Genomic DNA, 20,383 nt, shown 5'->3' on the forward strand with positions numbered 1-20,383 from the left:
TTTCATTAATTTCTCGACGAGCAGATAGCTGATATGGATGACTTCAAGACACTCATCGCCTACTCCCGCAAGAACGCCCTGCGACGGATGATCCGTTGCCTGTTTGCCGAAAACATTCTGGATCGCTCGGGCCTGCGCTTCTCCGCAGCCGGCAACGAGGCCACGTACGCGCTGAAAGACGGCCGTTCCCAAGTGTTCTTTTCCAACATCGCCAAGGGCCCGGCGGACACCGTGGTCAACGACGGCGACGTGATCCTGATGACCGATGAAGGCGTACGCCAGGTGATCTACACCCATCAGGATTTGCTGGATGTGCTGCGCGACAGCTTCGATTTCGAGCCGACCGATGAAGGCATCGCCGGGCTCAAGTCGGACATGGAAAACAGCCTGATGAACGATGCCCATGCTCGTCAGTATCGCCAGCAATGGAACGCACGACTGGCTGCCGCCGCCCGGGAACAGGGCCTCGACAGCCTGACCGATTACCTGCGCCAGCACGCCAGCACCAAGGACGCCGCGATCCTCCTCGACCAGTGGGGCTCGCTGGAAGGTCACCCGTATTATCCGACGTGGAAAGCCCGACCGGGCCTGAGCGACGAAGAAGTCGAGCAACTGTCGCCGGAGTTCAACGCCCAGGTGCCGCTGCGCATTGCCGCGTTGCGCGCCGACATGGCGAAAAGCGAAAGCATGCCCCACGTGACCGATTACCACACCTGGTTCGCCAGCAATTTCCCGACGCAATGGGAGCAATGGAAAGCGTCGCTGAACGACAAGGGCCTGGACGAATCCCAGTGGCTGCCACTGCCGATTCACTCATGGCATCTGCAGGCTTACGTGCTGAAAAATTTCGCGGCGGAAATCGCAGAAGGCATCCTCATCATCGACGGCCCGGACATCCAGACCCTGCCGACCATGTCGTACCGCACGATGATGCCGGTGTTCAAGGAGAGCGCGCCGCTGATCAAGTTGCCGATTGCCGTGTGGATGACCAGCGAGCTGCGCAGCCTGCAGGCCAAGTCGATCCACATGGGCCCGCGCATCAGCACCGTCATCACGAAAATCCTCGAGGTCGAGGATGGTTTCGAGCAGCGACTGGAAATCTTCCCGGAAGAAATCGGCGTGCGCTACAAGAACGCGATCACTCAGGACGACCACCCCGGCCGGCATCTGTCAGTCGTGTTCCGCGCCAGCCAGCAAGCGTTCGAGCGCAGCGATGAGTGTCTGCCGATCACCGTGGCTTCTCTGTTCACTCGCTTGCCGGGCAGCGGCCGGCCATTGTTCACCGAGTTGATCGAGCGCGATGGCGTTCGGGCCAATGCCGCCCAGGTCGAAGACTGGTTCCGTCAGTACGCCAAAGTGGTCACCCATCCGGTGATTGCAATCTACTTGATGTACGGCATCGGGCTTGAGGCGCACCAGCAGAACACGATGGTGCTGTTTTCCCCGGATGGCAAAGCACGTAGTCTGCTGATCCGCGATTTCGGCGATGGCAGGACCTACGCTCCATTGCTGGAAGGACGCGGCTACACCCTGCAACCGCACGTGCAGCCAGGCATTCTGCCAACGGTGTTCGAAGGCGATATCGAGCCGGTGCGCATGTTCGTGCTGGACGCGGCGTTCCTCACGCACCTGCATGAAATGGCCCTGTGGCTGACCAAGGAGTACACGCTGGACGACAACCGGATGTGGGACATTCTGCGTGAAGAGACCGAGCAGGCCTTCGCCGCAGTGCGCGAGCGTGTCGCGCCGGATCTGTGGGAAGTCGAACGCAAGGCCTTCCTCAATGATCCGTGGCCGACCCGTTCGTTGTTGCGCATGCACATGATGCAGTACTCCAACTACCGGATTCAGCACACGCTGACCAACCCGCTCAATGTCGTTCAATAACCGAGGCTGACTCATGACCCATGCAGGTGCCATCGCGGGTTCGCGCGTAAGAGTCCTGATTTATCTTCTGTTCGCGATCCAGCTCATTTCGATGGGTGCGATGGAAATGAGCGGGCCGTTCTGGCCCGTCCACCTGCGAGGGCTGACATCTTCGGACTCGCTCTTCAGCTTCGCCAGCATCGCCGTGTACGTCGGGCCGATGCTGGGCATTATTCTGACCAGTGCATTCTGGGGCCGTATCGGCGACCGCTACGGCCACAAGTTGATGATGATCCGCGCCCTCGCCGGCCTGTCATTGACCCAGCTTGGGCTGGCCCTGTGCAGTGACATCTGGGTGATCCTGATCCTGCGCTTCCTGCAAGGCGCCTTCGCCGGTTACATCGCTCCGGCCCAGGCGTATGGCGTGAGTATCGAGGCCCCTTCACGCCGGGCGCGACTGTTCGCGATCCTGCAGATTTCCACCAACGTCGGCTCGTTGCTCGGTGCGGTGGTCGGCGGCCTGATCCTCGATTACGCGACGTTCTTCTGGATCAACATGATCGCGGCGGTGCTGTGCGCCATCTGCACCGTGGTTGCGGCCGTGACATTGCCGGACGTGCCGCCAGTGAAGAAAGCACCGGTTGCCGATAAAGAAGCTCCGGTCAGCCACAACACTAGCGTCTGGCAGGGCACGCCCCTGCTGTCGCTGCTGGGTGTCATGGGCATTTTGCTGCTGGCGCGGATGCTGCCGCAGACGTCTTTTTCGCTGTATGTCAGCTCGGTGTTCGAGGTCAGCAATTCGGTGGTCGGGCTTTGTTATGGCTTGTTGGCGCTGGGTTTCATTCTGTCGGCAACCGCGTGGTCGCGTTACTTCGAACACCGTACCCAACAGGACACCTTGCAACGCATCACTTATGTCGTCCTCGGCTGCATTGCGCTGACAGCACTCGCCGGCGTCACCCGCAACCCGATCGTATTCATCGGCGCCTACTTCATCTGGGGCGTATTGCTGGGCGCCACGACGCCGGTACTGATGGCGCTGATCTCCAAAACCGCCGACAGCTCACGCCAGGGCTATGTGCTGGGCATTGCCCAGAGCACCGCACAGTTTGCGTCCATCGCCGGCATCTCGGCCGGTGGGCTGCTCAGCCAGGTCTACGGTTTGCAGTACACCTACCTATTTGTCTGCCTCGCCTACATCCTCGCGCTGATTCCCATCGTTGCGTTGCGCTACCGGCCCATGGTCATGCAACCGAGCCAGATCCCGCCGGGCGACTGATCAAGGAGTTTGCTTTGAACATTGAACAACTGCGCGCCGACACCCCGGGTGTCGAGCAACTCATTCACTTCAACAATGCCGGCGCAGCGCTGATGCCCGATCCGGTGATCGAGGTGATGACCCGTCATCTGAAACTTGAAGCCCGGATCGGCGGATACGAAGCCGCCGGGCAACAATCCGTTGAAGTGGAAAATGTCTATGAAGACATCGGCCAACTGATCAACGCCCGTCCCGAAGAAATCGCGGTCATCGAAAACGCGACCCGCGCCTGGGACATGGCCTTCTATTCATTGCCGCTGCGGCCCGGCGATGTGGTGCTGACGTCGACCACCGAATACGCCGGCAACTACATTCCCTATTTGCAACTCAAGCAGCAGCGCGGGATCGAGATCAGGGTCATTCCCAACGATGAACAGGGCCAGGTGTCATTGCCGGCGCTGCGGGACATGCTCGGCGATGACCGGGTTGCCCTGGTGTCGCTGCCGGTGATCGCCACCAACGGCGGCCCGGTGCAGCCCATCGAACAGATCGGCGCCCTCGCCCGCGCGGCCGGGGTTCTGTTTCTGCTGGATGCCTGTCAGGGCGTCGGGCAGATGCCGATCGATGTGCAGAAAATCGGCTGTCATATGCTCGCTGCCACCAGCCGCAAATACCTTCGCGGCCCTCGGGGCATGGGGTTTCTCTACGTCGAAAAGACCTTGTGCGAAAGCCTCGAACCGGCCTTTCTCGACCTGCACGCGGCCTTATTGCTGACCCCGGACACCTTCAGGATTCGTGGTGATGCCAGGCGTTTCGAAAACTGGGAATGCAACGTTGCCGCGAAACTGGGCATGGGTGCGGCGGCCCGGTATGCCCTGATGCAAGGCATCGAGCCGATGTGGCAGCGCATTCAAGGATTGTCAGCTCACCTGCGCAATCGCCTGAACGACGTACCCGGCGTCACGCCGCAGGATCGGGGCGCGGTCAAGTCTGGCATCGTCACCTTCACCTGCAAGGACGCCAGCGCGGCGCAAGTCCAGACATGGCTGGCGGGGCAGGAAAAACGCATCAACGTCACCACCTCGACCTTCCGCTCGACCCTGCTCGACATGCAGCAACGGGACCTGCTGGAAGTCAGCCGCGCATCCCTGCACGCCTACAACACCGAGGCTGAAATTGATGCCATGGTAAACGCGTTGTTGAGAATGCCCCGCACCTGAAAACGGATGCTGATTCACGCTTGCGTCGCGGGCTCTTTGTACACTAGCATTGGGAATACTTCTCAATTGCAAAACACTGCAGCCATGAGCGAAACCCTTCCCGCGAACAACGACAACCACCTGCGCGTGATCGAAGCGCTGTACAGCGGTCATCACGGCTGGCTGTACAACACGCTGAAGAAAAAACTGGGGAACGCCATGGATGCGGCGGATCTGGCGCAGGATACCTTCACCCGGATCCTCGCCTCCCAGGTCACGACCATCGAGCAGCCCCGGGCATACCTGAGTTGCGTGGCGAAGGGCATCCTCATCAACTGGTATCAGCGCAAGGCACTGGAGCGCGCCTACCTTGATGCCCTCGCTCATTTGCCTGCGCCGGAAGTGCCCTCACCCGAGTTGCGTTTCGTGGTGCTGGAAACCCTGCACGAAATCGACGCAATGCTCGACACCCTGCCGCCGCTGGTCAAACGCGCATTCCTGCTGTCGCAGATCGGCGGTTTGAAATACGCCGACATCGCCGAGCAGCTGGACGTCTCGCTGATCACCGTCAAGCGCTACATGAAACAGGCTTTCGTGCAGTGCCTGATGCTGGTGGAATGAATGCTCACGCGTCGCAGTGAACCGCCGCTTGATCCGAAGATCCTCGAAGAAGCCGCCGAGTGGCTGATGCGCCTGAGTGAAAACGACCTCAGCGAAACCGAGCGCGCGGAATGGGAATACTGGAAAGTCAGCAGTCCCGAGCGCAATCGGGCGTGGGCACGCGCGCAGTTGCTGCAAAGCAAGTTTGGCGGCCTGCCACCGTCGCTGGCGATGTCGGCACTGGATCGCCCGAGCAACCCGGAACGCCGCGCAGCCCTCGGCAAACTGGCCTTGCTGTTGGCGGCGGTGCCCGCCGGTTGGGGCAGCTGGAAACTGGCGCAATCGCAACAATGGTCCGCCGATTACCACACTGCCGTGGGCCAGCGCCGCGAACTGACCCTGGCCGATGGCTCGCAAATCACCCTGAACACCGACACGGCCATCGACGTCCTTTTCGACACCCGGCAGCGCCTCATCAATCTGCGCGAAGGCGAAATCCTCGTGCAGACCGCGCCGGACAACGCCGCGCAGCCTCGGCCCTTTCTGGTCAGCACCCGTCAGGGCCGAATGCAGGCGCTGGGCACGCGCTTCACCGTTCGTGAATGGCAGCCGCGCACCCAACTCGCGGTCCTCGAAGGCGCCGTGCAAGTCGAGTTGGCCGACAGCCCCCAGAGCGCGCCGATCATCGTCAACGCCGGGCAACGTACCGACTTTTCATCGCAGGCTTTTGGCTCACTGAACCCGACCGACCGCAACGTCGGCGCCTGGACCCAAGGCATGCTGATGGCCGACAAGATGCGCCTGGCGGATTTCGTCGTCGAACTGGCGCGCTATCGCCGGGGTTTCGTGCGCTGCGACCCGGCCATTGCCGACTTGCGCATTTCCGGGGCCTTTCCCATCAGCGATACCCAGCGCTCGCTGAACATGCTGGCGCAGACCTATCCCGTGCACGTCTCCGGGCACTTGAGCGGTTACTGGGTGACGCTCTCACCCGCCTGAGCAAAAAAATCACCTCGCAGGTGATACTTTTTTTGATCTCGGCTGGCAATGAAAGGAACAACCATTCCACCTCGTCCATAGGGTCACTCCTTCATGCTCGTTGCACGACCCTTGCCTCCGGATCGTCTGCTACTAAAGCCCGTTCTACGCAGTGTGTTGCTCAGCGTTGTGCTGGGCCTGGCCGGTGGCACGTTCGCTCTGGCCGCCGGACCGACGCAACTGGACGCGGTCACCGTACGAGCCTACAACATCGCGCCTGGACCGCTTGGCGTAACCCTGTCGAGTTTTGCCGTGGACGCCGGGATTGCCCTGTCGTTTCAGCCGTCGATCACCGAAGGCCTCGTCAGCCCGGGATTGTCCGGCAGCTACTCGGTACAGGAAGCGGTAACCCGCCTGCTGGAGGGCAGCGGCCTGGAAATGGTCGCCCGCAGCGACGGCACCTGGACGCTGGTGGTACGCCGGGTCACGTTGTCGGACACCACAATCGAAGGCACCGACAGGCGCGGCGACAGCTTGCCATCGGTGCTCCCGGGCGGTCAGGTCGCTCGCGGTGGACGCCTCGGCATGTTGGGCAACCGCGACGCGATGGACACCCCGTTCAGCGTCAGCAGCTACACCTCGACGCTGATCAAGGACCAGCAGGCTGTCACCGTCGGCGACTTGCTGGAGCGTGACTCTTCGGTACGTTCCACGGGCCAGGCCGGAGGGATTGTCGACTCGTTCTTCATCCGTGGCTTTCCGGTCGGCGAAGGCAACCTCGGTGAACTGGCGTTCGACGGCGTGTACGGCGTGGCCTCCAATTACCGGGTGTTCACCGAATACGCCGAACGCATCGAACTGGTCAAAGGCCCCGGCGCCCTGCTCTACGGCATGTCACCCAACAGCGGTGTCGGCGGCGTGATCAACGTGGTGCCCAAGCGTTCGCTGGACGAAGACCTGACCCGCTTTACCACCAGTTACGCCTTGAATACCCAGGTCGGCGGTCACGTCGATGTCAGTCGGCGCTTTGGCGAAGAACGCCGGTTCGGGGTGCGAATCAATGGCAGCGTCCAGCAAGGTGAAACGGCCATCGACAAACAATCGCGGGAAGTCGGCATCGGCGCGATTTCCCTCGACTATCAGGGTGAACGCCTGCGCACCACCCTGGATCTGATCAACCAGAAAGAGAGCTTCGACGCCGCGTCCCGACCGTTCCTGATCGCCCCCGGCGTGGAGATTCCTTCAGCAGCCAACGGGCGCACCAGCGTCAGCCAGGAATGGGGCTGGTCGGAAACCCGCGATAAATCGGCGTTATTGGGTGGCGAATACGACCTCAACGACAACCTGACGCTGTTCGCCCATGCTGGCGGAGGCCGATCGGATGTCGCGCGCATGTCCGACCAGACACCGACCATCATCAACGAAGCGGGCGACACCTCGTCGATCCCCGGCTATTACAAATTCGAAGTCCAGCGCTACACCGTCGACGCGGGTGCACGCCTGCGTTTCGACACCGGGCCGATCAGTCACAGCGCTGCCCTGCAAGTCACCCGTTACCGCGATAACTTGTCCCGGGGCATTATTTCCGGGCCGGCGATCCTGTCGAACATCTACCACCCGATCGACCGTCCGAAACCCGCGATCGCCAAACCGGATACGCCAAAGGTCTCCGAAAGCGAACTGTCGGGCGTGGCCCTCGCCGACACCCTGTCGGTGCTCGACGAACGCCTTCAAGTCACGCTCGGCGTGCGCCAGCAAAACATCAAATCGGATAACTACAACGCGGCCGGCTTCGTCACCACACATTACGACAAGAGCAAATCCACGCCGCTGTTCGGGGTCGTCGTCAAGCCCTGGGACCATGTCGCGTTCTACTACAACTACGTCGAAGGCCTGAGCAAGGGTGACATCGCGCCGTCCGCCGCCTCCAACGCGGGCGAGATCTTTTCACCTTATGTGTCCCGCCAGCAGGAAGTCGGGGTCAAGCTCGATTACGGCCGTTTCATGTCCACCATCGCCCTGTTTCAACTTGAAAAGCCCAGCGGCGAATTGGCATCCGGGGTGTTCGCGGTCAATGGCGAGCAACGCAACCGTGGCGTCGAACTGAACATGGCCGGCGAGATCGCATCAGGCACGCGCCTGCTCGGTGGCGTGACACTGCTCGACGGCGAACTGACCCGCACCGGCGTTGCCGCCAATCGCGGCAATAAACCGGTCGGTGTTCCCGAGGTGCAAGCCAACCTCTGGGCCGAATGGGACGTCCCGAAAGTCGAAGGCCTGACATTGACCAGCGGCGCCATTTACACCGGCAGCCAATACGTCGATCAGGCCAACACCCAACAACTGGACGCCTGGACCCGCTTCGATGTCGGCGCCCGCTACGCCACGCGCATCGCCGAACGACCGACCACTTTCCGGGCCACCGTGCAGAACGTGTTCGACCGAGAATATTGGTCAGGCGTCGCCTCTTACGGCGCGTTCTCTCAAGGCGCACCTCGGACCCTGTTGCTCTCGGCCACTGTCGATTTCTGAAACGTCCGGCCCGGTGCGGCGCCTGGCGTCGTGGTCCGATCCGGCTTTTGCAAAGGCATACACCATGGTTAACGTTTTTCGCCGCCGCCAGACCTTCGCCGCCCTGCTGTTTGCGGGGCTGCTGGGCCTGTCCTTGTCTTCCTTGATGCCGAGCAGCGCGCAGGCTGCCGAGCCGGATCCGGCTCTGGGCACCGTGACTGATTTGCAGGGCCGCACGGTCAAGGTTCACCTGCCGGTGCGCCGGGTGATCCTGGGCGAAGGTCGGCAGTTGTATCTGGTGGCCGCGCTGGATACGCAGAACCCCATCGAACGCATCGTCGGCTGGCGCAAGGACCTGATCCAGTCGGACCCGGACACTTATAACGCCTACCTGCGCAAATTCCCCGACATTGCCAAGATCCCGACCTTCGGCGGTTTCGAGAGCGGCACCTTCGACATCGAACAGGCGATTTCCCAGAAGCCTGACGTGATCATCCTCAACATCGAAGCCCAACACGCGACCGAGGATGCACGCTACATCGAGAAACTCGACGCCCTGGGCATTCCGGTGGTGTACGTCGACTTTCGCAACAACCCCATGCAGAACACCGAGCCGACCATGCGCCTGTTCGGCAAGTTGTTCGGCAAGGAACAACGCGCGGAGGCCTTCATCGATTTTCGTAACCAGCAGATCCATCGCGTCACCGACGTCATCGAAAAGCGCCACCCTGCCCGTCCCAGCGTGTTCATCGAGCGCATAGGCGGCTACACCGATGACTGCTGCCTGAGTTTCGGCAACGAGAACTTCGGTCTTTTCGTCGACATGGCCGGCGGCAACAACATCGCCCGTCGGATCATTCCGAGCACCTTCGGGCAACTGAATCCTGAGCAAGTGATCGTCGCCAACCCCGACCATGTCGTGGTCACCAGCGCCGACTGGGAAGCCTTTGCGCCGGGCGGTCACTGGGTCGGCGTCGGCCCGGGCGCGGACCTGGCCGACGCCCGGCGCAAACTGACCTGGTACACCCAGCGCCCGGCCTATGCCGGCATCAAGGCGCAGAACACTCAGGCGTTTCATGCGATCTGGCACCAGTTCTACAACAGCCCTTACCAGTTCGTGGCCATTCAGCAATTGGCCAAGTGGTTCCACCCGGAACTGTTCGCCGATCTTGATCCGGATGCCGCGTTTCGCGAGTTGCATGAGCGGTTTCTGCCAGTGCCTTACGAACCGGGCTATTTCGTCAGCCTGCAAAAAACCGAGGCCAAACCATGAGTTCGCTGGGCGAAGCACCGATTGTGCAGAGTGTCACTTACCGTCGACTGGTGCTGCGTAAACGGCTGATTCTGCTTGGGCTGTCCGTGCTGCTGATCTTCAGCGTGCTGCTCGACCTGGCGCTCGGCCCGGCCCGTTACAGCCTCAGCGAAGTGCTTGGCGCGCTGATTTCACCGGATACTGCGTCGGCACAAGTGCGCGTGGTGATGTGGGACATCCGTCTGCCGGTGGCGTTGATGGCGGTCGCTGTCGGCGCGGCGCTGTCGCTGGCCGGTGCGCAGATGCAGACCATCCTCAACAACCCGCTCGCCAGCCCCTTCACCCTCGGCATTTCTGCGGCGGCCGGTTTCGGTGCGGCGCTGGGGCTGGCCTTTGGCGTGGCGCTGTTTCCGCTGGCGGCGCAATACATGGTGCCGCTCAACGCGTTCATCATGGCGATGCTTTCGGCGCTGCTGATCCACTTCATGAGCATGCGTCGCGGGGTGACGGCCGAGACCATCGTGCTACTCGGCATCGCGCTGGTGTTTACCTTCAATGCGCTGCTGGCGCTGGTGCAGTTCTTTGCCACCGAACAAGCCGTGGCGGCCGTGGTGTTCTGGACCATGGGCAGCCTGACCAAAGCCACGTGGCCGAAACTCGGGGTGATCTGCGTGGTGATCCTCATCACCCTGCCGATCTTCGCCAAACGCGCGTGGGCGATGACCGCATTGCGCCTGGGCGATGACAAGGCTGCCAGTTTCGGTATCAACGTGCGCAGCCTGCGTTTTCAGACGCTGATCATGGTCAGCCTGCTCGCTTCGTTTCCGGTGGCGTTCGTCGGCACGATCGGCTTTATCGGGCTGGTCGGGCCGCACATCGCGCGGATGCTGATTGGCGAGGATCAGCGGTTTTTCCTGCCGGCCTCGTTGCTGACCGGTGCGCTGATCCTGTCCGCCAGTTCGGTGGTCAGCAAGACGCTGATCCCGGGGGCGATATTCCCCATCGGCGTGGTCACGTCACTGATCGGCGTGCCGTTCTTCATTTCTCTGATTCTCAACGGAAAGAAAAACTCATGGTGAAGATCCGGCTCGACAACCTCGGCGCCCGCTATGGGCAGCGCGAGATCATTTCCGGTGTCAGCACCGCGACGTTTACCGGCGGCCAGGTCGTGGCGGTGGTCGGGCCCAATGCGGCGGGCAAATCGACGTTGTTCAAACGCATGGCCGGGCTGATCGATGGCCCGGGCGAAGTGATTCTCGAAGGCTCGAAAAAAGGCACTCAAGGCATCAGCTACATGCCCCAAGGCCTGAATGCCAGCGCGCGGTTGACGGTGTACGAATCGGTGCTGCTGGCGCGTAAGCAACTGACGCCCAACTGGTCGGTTCACGACGATGAGTTGCAACTGGTGGACGAGATTCTCGATGCGCTCGGGATCACCGAGCTGTCGTTCCGCAACCTCGGCGAACTGAGCGGCGGCCAGCAACAGTTGGTGTCAATCGCCCAGACCCTGGTGCGCGAGCCGGAAGTCCTGTTGATGGACGAACCCACCAGCGCACTCGACATGCACCGGCAGGTTCAGGTGCTGAACTTCATGAAAGCCCTGGCGCGCCGGCGCGAAGTGATCGTGTTCATCGCCATTCACGACCTGAATCAGGCGCTGCGCTTTGCCGATCAGGTGCTGGTAATTGCCGGCGGCACGGCCCATGGCAGCGGGCCCAGCCATGAAGTCATCACCGAGCCGATGCTGCGCACGGTTTACAAGGTCGAGGCACGGATCGAGCAATGCAGCCGCGGGCAGCACCATATTCTGATCGACGATATTGTTTGAGGGTTACCCCGTCAGACTGCAAAGGCAGGGATACCGAAAGTTATTTTGTGACGGGTAAAAACTTCAGGCAGCCGAAACCGGTCTTGATACGCAGTTGCTGGATGGGCTGGACACTCTCCTGATCGCCAACCTTTTTCACTACGCCGATCCCGCAGTGATACTGGTCGTACTTGAACACCGGAATAATGCCGGGCTTGGTCTCGCTCCAGAAACCGGTCTTTATGGTGTAGATAGCGCCTTCCTGTGGCGTGAAGGAAAAGGGTATCTGGCACTGAGTACTGCCCACTACATCGCGGTAAGTCAGCACCAGTTCTTTACCGACGGCGACTTTGGACTCGATGAAATCGCCGTTATAGGAAAGCGGTGTAAAGCCGGCATAACAACTTTTTTCGTTGAACGTCATCGCGTCCAGCGTTGTGCCACGATCATATTTAAGGCGAACGGTCGCAGATGGCTCATCCGGGCGGGGAAACTCGTACTGCTTGCCCATGAACAGTGACGTGCAACCGCTGAGCGCAATCGATCCTGCCAGCAGTGCACACCAACCAGACTTGTATTTACCGAACATCAACCATTCCTTGAGACGTTTGAATAGGGAACTGCCTGCCCCTCAGAGCAAGCTCCACGACACCCCGACATACATCGCCATGCCCTCGCCCGGCGTTGAGCGTGCGGCATCCAGTCCTTTATCGTCATAGCCCGGCGTAACTGTAGCGGCGTAGTGCTTGTCGGTCAGGTTGCGCATGTCCAGCCAGGTCTGCCAGTCGCCCTTGGGTGCGTTGTAACCGAGGGTCGCGCCGAAGGTGGCGTAAGGGTCGGCGTAGTAGCTGTTGGCGTAATCCACCGCCACTTTCGACACCAGTTGCGTGTTGACGGCGGCGAAGAAGCCCTGCGGGAAGTCGTAGCGCAGTTCGCCCTGGTAGTAATGCATCGGCAAGCCCGGCAAGCGGTTGTCGCCGAAGCGATCGTCGTCGCGGTAATGGAAATCGCTGAAGGTATAGGCCTGGCGCAGGCTCAGCTTGCCGCCGTCGTTCGCTGACCACAGATTGCTGTTGAGGCTCGCCTCCACACCTTGGTGCACCGTAGGACTGGCATTGAGTTCATAAGGCGTGGTGGCGTTAGCATCCGGCAATACCGAGAGCAATTCGTGGCGCACCTGGGCGTAGTACCACGCCAGGCTCCATTCGCCGAGTGCGCTGTCGCCACGGCCGCCGAGTTCCAGGGTGGTCGCGGTCTGGTTCTGCAGTTTGACCGGATCACGCTGGGTACCGGTGGCGGCGCCGCTGCCGGCCGGGAACCGTACGTTGGAGCTGTAGATCAGCGACCACGGATGCGGCGCTTCAACCGAGCGGCTGAGGTTGCCGAACAGTTGCAGGTCTGGCGTCACCTGATAGCGCAGACCCAGGCGTGGCGCGTAGTCCCAGTCACCGAGGCTGGTCTTGCCGCCACCCTCCGGGTAGGTCACGGCGCTTTCGCGGCGGGTGTAGATCGCGGCGAGGCCGGTGGTCAGCCACAGGTCGTCGGCGATTTCCAGGTCGTTGCCCACATGCAGGACAGAATCCGAACCCTGATAAGTGAAGTTGCGCATGTGAGTACCCGGCGCGTAACCGGCGGTGTTGCCGGTCGGAATCCGCACCAGTTCGCTGGCGCCGTCGTTGGGCAGGTGCTTGGTCACTCGTAGGCCCACGGTGCTGTTGCTCTCCATCCCCCAGAGCGTGTCGCGGCGCTTGTAGTCGAACGTGCCGCTGACATCGGTGTAAGCGACCTTCAGGCGGTTGGGGCCTTCGCGCAGGTCCATCGGGTAATCGTGATAGACCAGACCGGTCTGGATGCTCGAATCGTCGTCGATGTAATACGTGGTCTTGTTGCCGATGAAGGTGCTGCCGGGCTGATCGCGGCTGTCGTTGCGCGTCACGTAGGCCGGGTTGGCCGCCCGTGGATCGTGCTCGATGGCGTGCTTGGTCACCCGCCCGGCGAGGTCGTTGTCGGTCTCGCGGTGACGAATGTAGAAGCGGGTTTCCAGATTCGGATTGAAGCGATAACCGAAGTTGGCAATCACGCCCTGGCTCTTGCTCGCGGTGTGATCCTGATAACCGTCGGAGTGTGCATCGGTCATCGACAGGTAGTAATCGAAGTCGCCCAGCACCTGGCCCGAGCTGACTTGCCGCTGGGCATAACCGTGGCTGCCCATGACGTAGCGCACATTCAACCGAGGTGCGTCGTAGCCGGTGTGGCTGACGTAATCGACTGCACCGCCCAGTGCCAGGGCCCCACGATCGAAACCGTTGGCACCGCGCAGCACTTCCACATGGTCGAGCCACAGCGGTTCCAGCAACTCATAGGGCGTACCGCCGGGGCCGGTCAGCGGCAGACCGTCGAGCATCGTGTACAGCCCCGACGCGTGAGCACCAGGAGCCCGATTGATGCCCGAACCACGAATCGAGATTTTCACCCCCTCGTTGCCCGCCGACTGGGCATACACCCCCGGCTGATACGCCAGCACATCCTGATTGCTCGCCACCCGCCCCTGCATCGGGCGGCGCATATCGACCACGTTGGTGCCACCGGGCACCTGTGCCAAGCGGGCCTTGGCCTCCTCCAGCGAAAGGTCTTCGCCGCTCTGGTCTTCAGCCCCGATCAGCACCTGCCCCAACTCCATGCCCTGAGACTCGGCTTCCACCGGACAAGCAAGGGCCAGCCCCAGCAATGCAGCGGGCAGTGTTTTGAGCGAGGGCATCGAGAGAACTCCAGACAGACAGAAACGGGCAGTGAGAACTGCGACGTATGAATGAACGAAGTAAACACATGGTGATTTTGTTTTTTGTCAGGTAAACAGGCGGCTGAAATGCTGGATTGTGATTTGAACGAGGGAGATGCAGGGATGGCCGAAGCAGTATTGAAGACGAAACTGGTCAATTTTCTGGCCCCCAGCGGACTCTGGGTTGGCGGGAAGGTGACGGTGACCCACTCCACGATTTTCATGAACGCCAATGCCATGAACCGTATGGTTCAGGACGGGGTTCTGGATATTGAAATCCCCATGGCATCGATTCGAAAGGTCAGCCTGGAATGGGGGTTCATGACCAAGATTGTGTGTCTGGAAACCGACTACGGCTACTTTTACTTCCGTTGTTTCGGGGCGAAAGAGATGGTGTCAATGATTACCAAAATGTACGTGTCGCGGGCCTTGCAACGCACCTAGTGAACGGGACTTGATTCAAATGCCCTTGAGCCCTCGGACCTCTCTGATCGGCATCAAGGGCTCGGGGCCAATCTCAGGCAGCGCCCGCGAAGTCAGCGTCCATCGCGGGCCGGTCGTAATCGAGGAGATACGCTTGATGCCGGTGATACAGCCTTGAAAGCAGATCCTTGTTGGGCCCGACCACGTCCATTCCTCGGTCGTCGTAAGGGAAAACCATCACTTCGGCCTTCAAATTGAACAGGTAGACCGCGCAGCGTGGATTCGGCGCAATGGCGCCAAAATCCGTGGCCAGTGCGCACCAGAGCAATGCTTGAAGCGACCTTACGGGCGCTTCGAATGCGAGGTTGATCCAGTACTCGGGTTCGCTTTCGCAGAACCAGTCATCCGGATCAGTGCGTTCACTCCAGATCGAACGTTCTGCAGGTATCTCGATGCCAGCCGACCGAAGGGACTGAAGCAACGCTCGATGGGCAAATCGCTGACCGCCGGAGTGAAAGCGCAGACAGGTCACCAGCGTGGGCTCGCCACTGAAAATGTCGGTGCAGATCTCGGTCGACTTTCGCAAGGCCAACAGGAACTGTTCGATCATCCCTCCCGTTTCGGAGAGTTCGAAACGCAGTCCTCCCGGGCAGGAATAAAACAGCGGCCTTGCGAAGGCCTGGTCGGTAAAAATCCGCTCGATTTCAAGATGAAGATTCACTGAAGTCCTTTCCGGTCAATGTGGCTCGGGCGGCTATCGCGCCTTATCAATTCTTGCACTTGGCCACCACCACCTGACAGGTACCGGGCGTACCGCCGGAGCGGCCGGCGTAGCGCATGCAGTTATCCATGGATTTTTTCTGTGCCTGGCCCAGGGTCGATCCCCAGGCCAGGCCACCCTCGCCCGCCGTCGGCACCGCTTTGGCATAGCAGCGATCACCGGTAGTCGCGTAGTGAGCCTTGCTTGAGCAGGACGCTGTGAGCGTCAACATGATCGCGCACAGGCCATACGAGCATCGGCGTACCCAGATTTCGCTCATCTCGTTTCACCTGCAGCAAAGGGGGCTGACGTGTTCAGTCTAGCCGCGATGACTCGCAAGCCGCTCATTGTTCCGTCGCCTGTCGATACTGACGCGGCGTGAATCCGGTCGAGGCCTTGAACTGTCGGGTAAAAGCGCTGTGATCGGTATAGCCGCATTGCAGTGCAACCTCGGTGATCGGCATGTCGGTGTGAAGCAAGCGATGGGCATGTTCCAGTCGTACTTTCTGGATCATCTGCCGTGGCGTCAGGTGGAACACCCGTTTGCAGTAGCGCTCCAGCTGCGCCACCGAGATACCGGCGATCCGGGTCAGTTCACCCAGCGTCACCCGGCGATTGAAATGCGCGCGGATGTGTTCGTCGACAGCGGCCAGACGCTCGAAGGCCGGGTGGGTTTCGCTGGCCGATTGCAGGTCCACCGAAATCCCCGCCAGGCCGATGATCGCGCCGTCGCGGTTGTACAGCGGTCGTTTATGAGTCAGGCACCAGCCCGGTTCGCGACTGCCGTACAGGTGCAATTCCAGCTGATCCTCCAGCACCCACCCTTCTTCCAGCACCCGACGATCCTGCTCGGTGTAGCCCGGCCCCAGTTGCGCGGGGAATACCTGCGCGCTGGTTTTACCGAGCAACGGTTTCAGGTCTTTCAACCCGCATCGCTGCACCAGCGTGCGGTTGGCCATGACATAACGCGCCTCGACATCCTTGATGAAAATCGCTGCATTCGGAATCACATCCAGCATCGGCAACAACGCAGCCACGCCCGCCACCAAGGCTTCTAGGGTCTGGGGGCGATTGCGCTCATCACCCTCGCACAGGATCGCAAATGCGTTCTGCATCGTCAGTTTTTCCTTCGCGGATGGATCGGCTGTACGGCGTTCGCGTGCAGATTGCAGCAACGTCCGCAGACTGTCGAGGCCTGCTGTCGCTCAGTGCAATTGTGCTGATTTCGTCATCCAGACCTGCGCAAAACATCAATCGCCCGACGCCTGATGAGTTCACTGTTTAGCCGTTCCAGTGACTTCACACCTGCCTATCCAATAACTCACAAGAAGGCGATGCCATGTCAGGCCAAGGCAAGTTCAAAAAACAACTTTCATTGATCGACCTCACCTTTATCGGGCTCGGGGCGATCTTCGGTTCGGGCTGGTTATTCGCGGCCAGTCACGTCTCCGCGATTGCCGGGCCGGCCGGGATTTTCTCCTGGCTGCTGGGCGGTTTCGCCGTGTTGCTGCTGGGCATCGTCTACTGCGAACTGGGCGCGGCGTTGCCCCGCGCCGGCGGTGTAGTGCGCTATCCGGTCTACAGCCACGGGCCGCTGCTGGGTTACCTGATGGGCTTCATCACGCTGATCGCGTTTTCCAGTCTGGTGGCGATCGAAGTGGTTGCCTCGCGCCAATATGCGGCGGCGTGGTTTCCCGGCCTGACCAAGACCGGCAGCGGTGATCCGACAGTGCTGGGCTGGCTGGTGCAGTTCGGTCTGCTCTGCGTGTTCTTCCTGCTCAATTACCGCAGCGTGAAAACCTTCGCCAAGGCCAACAATCTGGTCAGCGTGTTCAAGTTCATCGTGCCGCTGCTGGTGATTGGTGTGCTGTTCACCTTCTTCAAACCCGAGAATTTCCAGGTTCAAGGCTTCGCCCCCTTCGGGCTCTCGGGCATCGAGATGGCCGTTTCCGCCGGCGGCGTCATCTTCGCCTACCTCGGCCTGACCCCGATCATCTCGGTGGCCAGTGAAGTGAAAAACCCACAGCGCACTATCCCGATTGCGCTGATTCTTTCAGTGCTGCTGTCCACCGCGATCTACGTGTTGCTGCAAACGGCCTTCCTCGGCGGCATCCCTACCGAATTGCTCGCCAATGGCTGGGCCGGGGTTTCCAAGGAATTCGCCCTGCCGTATCGCGACATCGCCCTGGCGCTCGGTGTGGGCTGGCTGGCCTATCTGGTGGTGGCCGACGCGGTGATCTCGCCCAGCGGCTGCGGCAACATCTACATGAACGCCACGCCACGAGTGATCTACGGCTGGGCGCAGACCGGCACCTTCTTCAAAGTTTTCACCCGCATCGATGAGAAGTCCGGCATTCCGCGCCCGGCGCTGTGGCTGACCTTCGCCCTGTCGGTGTTCTGGACCCTGCCGTTCCCGTCCTGGGAAGCGCTGATCAACGTGGTGTCCGCCGCACTGGTATTGAGCTACGCCGTGGCCCCGGTCACCGTCGCCGCGCTGCGTCGCAATGCACCCGACATGCCGCGCCCGTTCCGGGTCAAGTGCATGGGCGTGCTGGGGCCGGTGTCGTTCATCATCGCCGCGCTGATCGTCTACTGGTCGGGCTGGGACACCGTGTCCTGGCTGCTCGGCCTGCAGATCCTGATGTTTGTCGTGTACCTGCTGTGTGGTCGTTTCGTACCGACCCAGCATCTGAGCCTTGCCCATCAAGTGCGCTCATCCGCGTGGCTGATCGCCTTCTACGCCGTGACCATCGTCCTGTCGAAACTCGGCACCTTCGGTGGTCTGGGCATCCTCGCCCACCCTTTCGACACGCTGGTCGTCGCCGCTTTCGCCACCGGCATTTATTACTGGGGCGCCGCCACCGGTGTACCGGCGCATCTGCTGCGCCTGGAGTCCGAAGAGGATGAAAGCGAAGTCACTTCGACGTCCCCGGCCTCCGCTTCCAACCCGCGCGCTGCCGGCGCTTATTGAAATCTCTTGAAGGGACACGTCCATGAAACGAGTACACGTCATTGATTCGCACACCGGCGGCGAACCCACGCGCCTGGTGATGAAGGGTTTCCCCGATCTACCTGGCAACACCATGGCCGAAAAACGCGACGCCCTGCGCAACCAGCACGACTGCTGGCGCCGGGCCTGCCTGCTGGAACCGCGCGGCAACGATGTGCTGGTGGGTGCGCTGTATTGCGAACCGGTATCGCCGGACGCCACCTGCGGCGTGATCTTCTTCAACAACGCCGGTTATCTGGGCATGTGCGGCCACGGCACCATCGGCCTGGTCGCCTCCTTGCAGCACCTGGGGCTGATCGCGCCGGGCGTGCACAAGATCGACACGCCGGTCGGTCCGGTCAGCGCGACGTTGCATGAAGACGGCGCCGTGACGCTGGGCAACGTGCCGGCTTATCGATTGCGCAAACAAGTGGCGGTTGAGGTGCCGGGGTACGGCCGTTTCCTCGGCGATATCGCCTATGGCGGCAACTGGTTTTTCCTGGTGTCGGAGCACGGACAGACGCTGACGATGGACAACGTCGAAACCCTGACCGACTTGACCTGGAAAATGCTCAAGGCCCTCGAGGACCAAGGCATTCATGGCGAGGACGGCGCGGTGATCGACCACGTCGAACTGTTCGCCGATGACGACCACGCCGACAGCCGCAACTTCGTCATGTGCCCCGGCAAAGCCTACGACCGTTCACCGTGCGGCACCGGCACCAGCGCCAAACTCGCTTGCCTGGCCGCCGACGAAAAACTGGCGCCCGGCGAGCGCTGGGTACAGGCAAGCATCACCGGCAGCCAGTTCGAAGGTCGCTTCGAATGGGAAGGTGAACGCGTGCGCCCGTTCATCACTGGCCGCGCCTATATGACCGCCGACAGCACGCTGCTGATCGACGAAACAGATCCATTCGCGTGGGGCATCTGAGCCGCTGCGCTGCTTTTCCAATCCAATCCGAATGACCGTTCCAAGGAGAACAATAATGAGCGACAACATCTTCACCGGCTGCATGCCCGCCCTGATGACCCCATGCACCGCCGCACGCAAACCGGATTTCGACGCCTTGGTGGCCAAGGGTCGCGAGCTGATCGATACCGGCATGAGCGCCGTGGTCTATTGCGGTTCCATGGGTGACTGGCCGCTGCTCACCGAGGCCGAGCGTCAGGAAGGCGTGGCGCGCCTGGTGGCCGCCGGGATTCCGACCATTGTCGGTACGGGCGCCATCAACACCCGTGAAGCAGTCTCCCATGCTGCCCATGCCGCAAAAGTCGGTGCTCAGGGTTTGATGGTGATTCCACGTGTGCTGTCCCGTGGTGCTTCGCTCGCCGCGCAAAAAGCCCACTTTGCCGCGATTCTGCAGGCCGCGCCGAACTTGCCGTCGGTGATCTACAACAGCCCTTACTACGGCTTCGCGACCCGCGCCGACCTGTTCTTCGAACTGCGCCGCGAGTACCCGAACCTGATCGGCTTCAAGGAATTCGGCGGTGCCGCCGACCTGCGCTACGCCGCCGAGCACATCACCTCCAAGGACGATGACGTGACCCTGATGGTGGGTGTCGATACTCAAGTGGTGCACGGCTTCGTCAACTGCAACGCCACCGGTGCGATCACCGGCATCGGCAACGCCCTGCCCCACGAAGTGCTGCAACTGGTGACGCTGAGCAAACAGGCGGCCAAGGGTGACGCCAAGGCACGACGTCAGGCCCGGGAGCTGGAATCGGCGCTGGCGGTGCTGTCGTCCTTCGACGAGGGCACGGATCTGGTGCTGTATTACAAACACCTGATGGTGCTCAACGGCGACAAGGAATACACCCTGCATTTCAACGAGACCGATGCCCTGAGCGACTCGCAGCGTCGCTACGCGGAAGCCCAGTACGCGCTGTTCCGTCACTGGTACGAAAACTGGTCGGCGGAACAGAAATTCGCCTGACCGGCCGCTTCGCTTCAGCCCGCTGCC

Annotated in this window: 18 protein-coding genes; 13 read left to right on the forward strand and 5 right to left on the reverse strand. The window is 61.1% G+C overall.

The features are described from left to right. The first annotated feature begins 33 nt into the window (after positions 1-33). The 9 genes from AC1RR7_RS14655 (at position 34) to AC1RR7_RS14695 (ending at position 11,492) form a co-directional block, all read left to right on the forward strand. On the forward strand, positions 34-1,887 hold the full coding sequence (locus tag AC1RR7_RS14655; RefSeq protein ID WP_493157838.1) for an IucA/IucC family protein: 1,854 nt from the start codon (positions 34-36) through the stop codon (positions 1,885-1,887). Between the two features lie 13 nt (positions 1,888-1,900). After that, on the forward strand, positions 1,901-3,145 hold the full coding sequence (locus tag AC1RR7_RS14660; RefSeq protein ID WP_493157839.1) for an MFS transporter: 1,245 nt from the start codon (positions 1,901-1,903) through the stop codon (positions 3,143-3,145). A 14-nt stretch (positions 3,146-3,159) separates the two neighbouring features. After that, positions 3,160-4,344, forward strand: coding sequence for an aminotransferase class V-fold PLP-dependent enzyme (locus AC1RR7_RS14665; protein WP_493157840.1), 1,185 nt, complete (start codon positions 3,160-3,162; stop codon positions 4,342-4,344). 84 nt (positions 4,345-4,428) lie between these two features. After that, positions 4,429-4,944: a sigma-70 family RNA polymerase sigma factor gene (locus AC1RR7_RS14670; RefSeq protein ID WP_096820691.1), complete on the forward strand. Its 516-nt coding sequence runs from the start codon at positions 4,429-4,431 to the stop codon at positions 4,942-4,944. Continuing rightward, the gene (locus AC1RR7_RS14675; protein WP_102622457.1) at positions 4,945-5,922 is read left to right on the forward strand and encodes a FecR domain-containing protein; all 978 of its coding nucleotides are present in this window, start codon (positions 4,945-4,947) and stop codon (positions 5,920-5,922) included. A gap of 93 nt (positions 5,923-6,015) precedes the next feature. Continuing rightward, the gene (locus AC1RR7_RS14680; protein WP_493157841.1) at positions 6,016-8,433 is read left to right on the forward strand and encodes a TonB-dependent siderophore receptor; all 2,418 of its coding nucleotides are present in this window, start codon (positions 6,016-6,018) and stop codon (positions 8,431-8,433) included. 64 nt (positions 8,434-8,497) lie between these two features. After that, positions 8,498-9,685 (forward strand): ABC transporter substrate-binding protein, encoded by a 1,188-nt coding sequence (locus tag AC1RR7_RS14685; protein WP_273539237.1) that lies wholly within the window; start codon positions 8,498-8,500, stop codon positions 9,683-9,685. After that, entirely contained in the window at positions 9,682-10,743 is a 1,062-nt protein-coding gene (locus AC1RR7_RS14690; RefSeq protein ID WP_096820687.1) for a FecCD family ABC transporter permease, read from the forward strand. Before AC1RR7_RS14685 ends, AC1RR7_RS14690 begins: the two co-directional genes overlap by 4 nt. Next, positions 10,737-11,492, forward strand: a complete 756-nt coding sequence (locus AC1RR7_RS14695) for an ABC transporter ATP-binding protein (protein WP_096820686.1) — start codon at positions 10,737-10,739, stop codon at positions 11,490-11,492. The genes AC1RR7_RS14690 and AC1RR7_RS14695 overlap by 7 nt, the downstream gene beginning before the upstream one ends. Before the next feature lie 40 nt (positions 11,493-11,532). Here AC1RR7_RS14695 and AC1RR7_RS14700 read toward each other — a convergent pair whose 3' ends face one another. Together AC1RR7_RS14700 and AC1RR7_RS14705 are read right to left on the reverse strand one after the other, a co-directional pair. Beyond that, positions 11,533-12,060, reverse strand: coding sequence for a hypothetical protein (locus AC1RR7_RS14700; RefSeq protein ID WP_273539236.1), 528 nt, complete (start codon positions 12,058-12,060; stop codon positions 11,533-11,535). Positions 12,061-12,102: 42 nt separating this feature from the next. After that, positions 12,103-14,229, reverse strand: a complete 2,127-nt coding sequence (locus AC1RR7_RS14705; RefSeq protein WP_493157842.1) for a TonB-dependent receptor family protein — start codon at positions 14,227-14,229, stop codon at positions 12,103-12,105. A 144-nt stretch (positions 14,230-14,373) separates the two neighbouring features. Between AC1RR7_RS14705 and AC1RR7_RS14710 the strand changes: the two genes are divergently transcribed. Continuing rightward, entirely contained in the window at positions 14,374-14,694 is a 321-nt protein-coding gene (locus tag AC1RR7_RS14710) for a hypothetical protein (RefSeq protein ID WP_102622474.1), read from the forward strand. A 73-nt stretch (positions 14,695-14,767) separates the two neighbouring features. Here AC1RR7_RS14710 and AC1RR7_RS14715 read toward each other — a convergent pair whose 3' ends face one another. From AC1RR7_RS14715 to AC1RR7_RS14725, 3 genes are all read right to left on the reverse strand, one after another. Next, positions 14,768-15,394, reverse strand: coding sequence for a DUF3885 domain-containing protein (locus AC1RR7_RS14715; protein ID WP_493157843.1), 627 nt, complete (start codon positions 15,392-15,394; stop codon positions 14,768-14,770). Positions 15,395-15,440: 46 nt separating this feature from the next. Then, the gene (locus tag AC1RR7_RS14720; RefSeq protein ID WP_493157844.1) at positions 15,441-15,713 is read right to left on the reverse strand and encodes a hypothetical protein; all 273 of its coding nucleotides are present in this window, start codon (positions 15,711-15,713) and stop codon (positions 15,441-15,443) included. Between the two features lie 64 nt (positions 15,714-15,777). After that, positions 15,778-16,548 (reverse strand): AraC family transcriptional regulator, encoded by a 771-nt coding sequence (locus tag AC1RR7_RS14725; protein ID WP_096820681.1) that lies wholly within the window; start codon positions 16,546-16,548, stop codon positions 15,778-15,780. A gap of 224 nt (positions 16,549-16,772) precedes the next feature. On the opposite strand from AC1RR7_RS14725, the gene AC1RR7_RS14730 reads away from it, so the two are divergent. The 3 genes from AC1RR7_RS14730 to AC1RR7_RS14740 are packed head-to-tail and all read left to right on the forward strand — an operon-like array spanning position 16,773 to position 20,356. Beyond that, a complete protein-coding gene (locus tag AC1RR7_RS14730; protein WP_493157845.1) occupies positions 16,773-18,404 on the forward strand; it encodes an APC family permease in 1,632 nt (543 codons plus the stop codon). A 22-nt stretch (positions 18,405-18,426) separates the two neighbouring features. Continuing rightward, complete coding sequence (locus AC1RR7_RS14735) at positions 18,427-19,353, forward strand: 4-hydroxyproline epimerase (RefSeq protein WP_493157846.1); 927 nt, start codon at positions 18,427-18,429, stop codon at positions 19,351-19,353. A gap of 55 nt (positions 19,354-19,408) precedes the next feature. Continuing rightward, the gene (locus AC1RR7_RS14740; RefSeq protein WP_493157847.1) at positions 19,409-20,356 is read left to right on the forward strand and encodes a dihydrodipicolinate synthase family protein; all 948 of its coding nucleotides are present in this window, start codon (positions 19,409-19,411) and stop codon (positions 20,354-20,356) included. Positions 20,357-20,383 lie beyond the last annotated feature (27 nt).

It is taken from the genome of Pseudomonas sp. GW821-FHT11G12 (assembly GCF_058808055.1).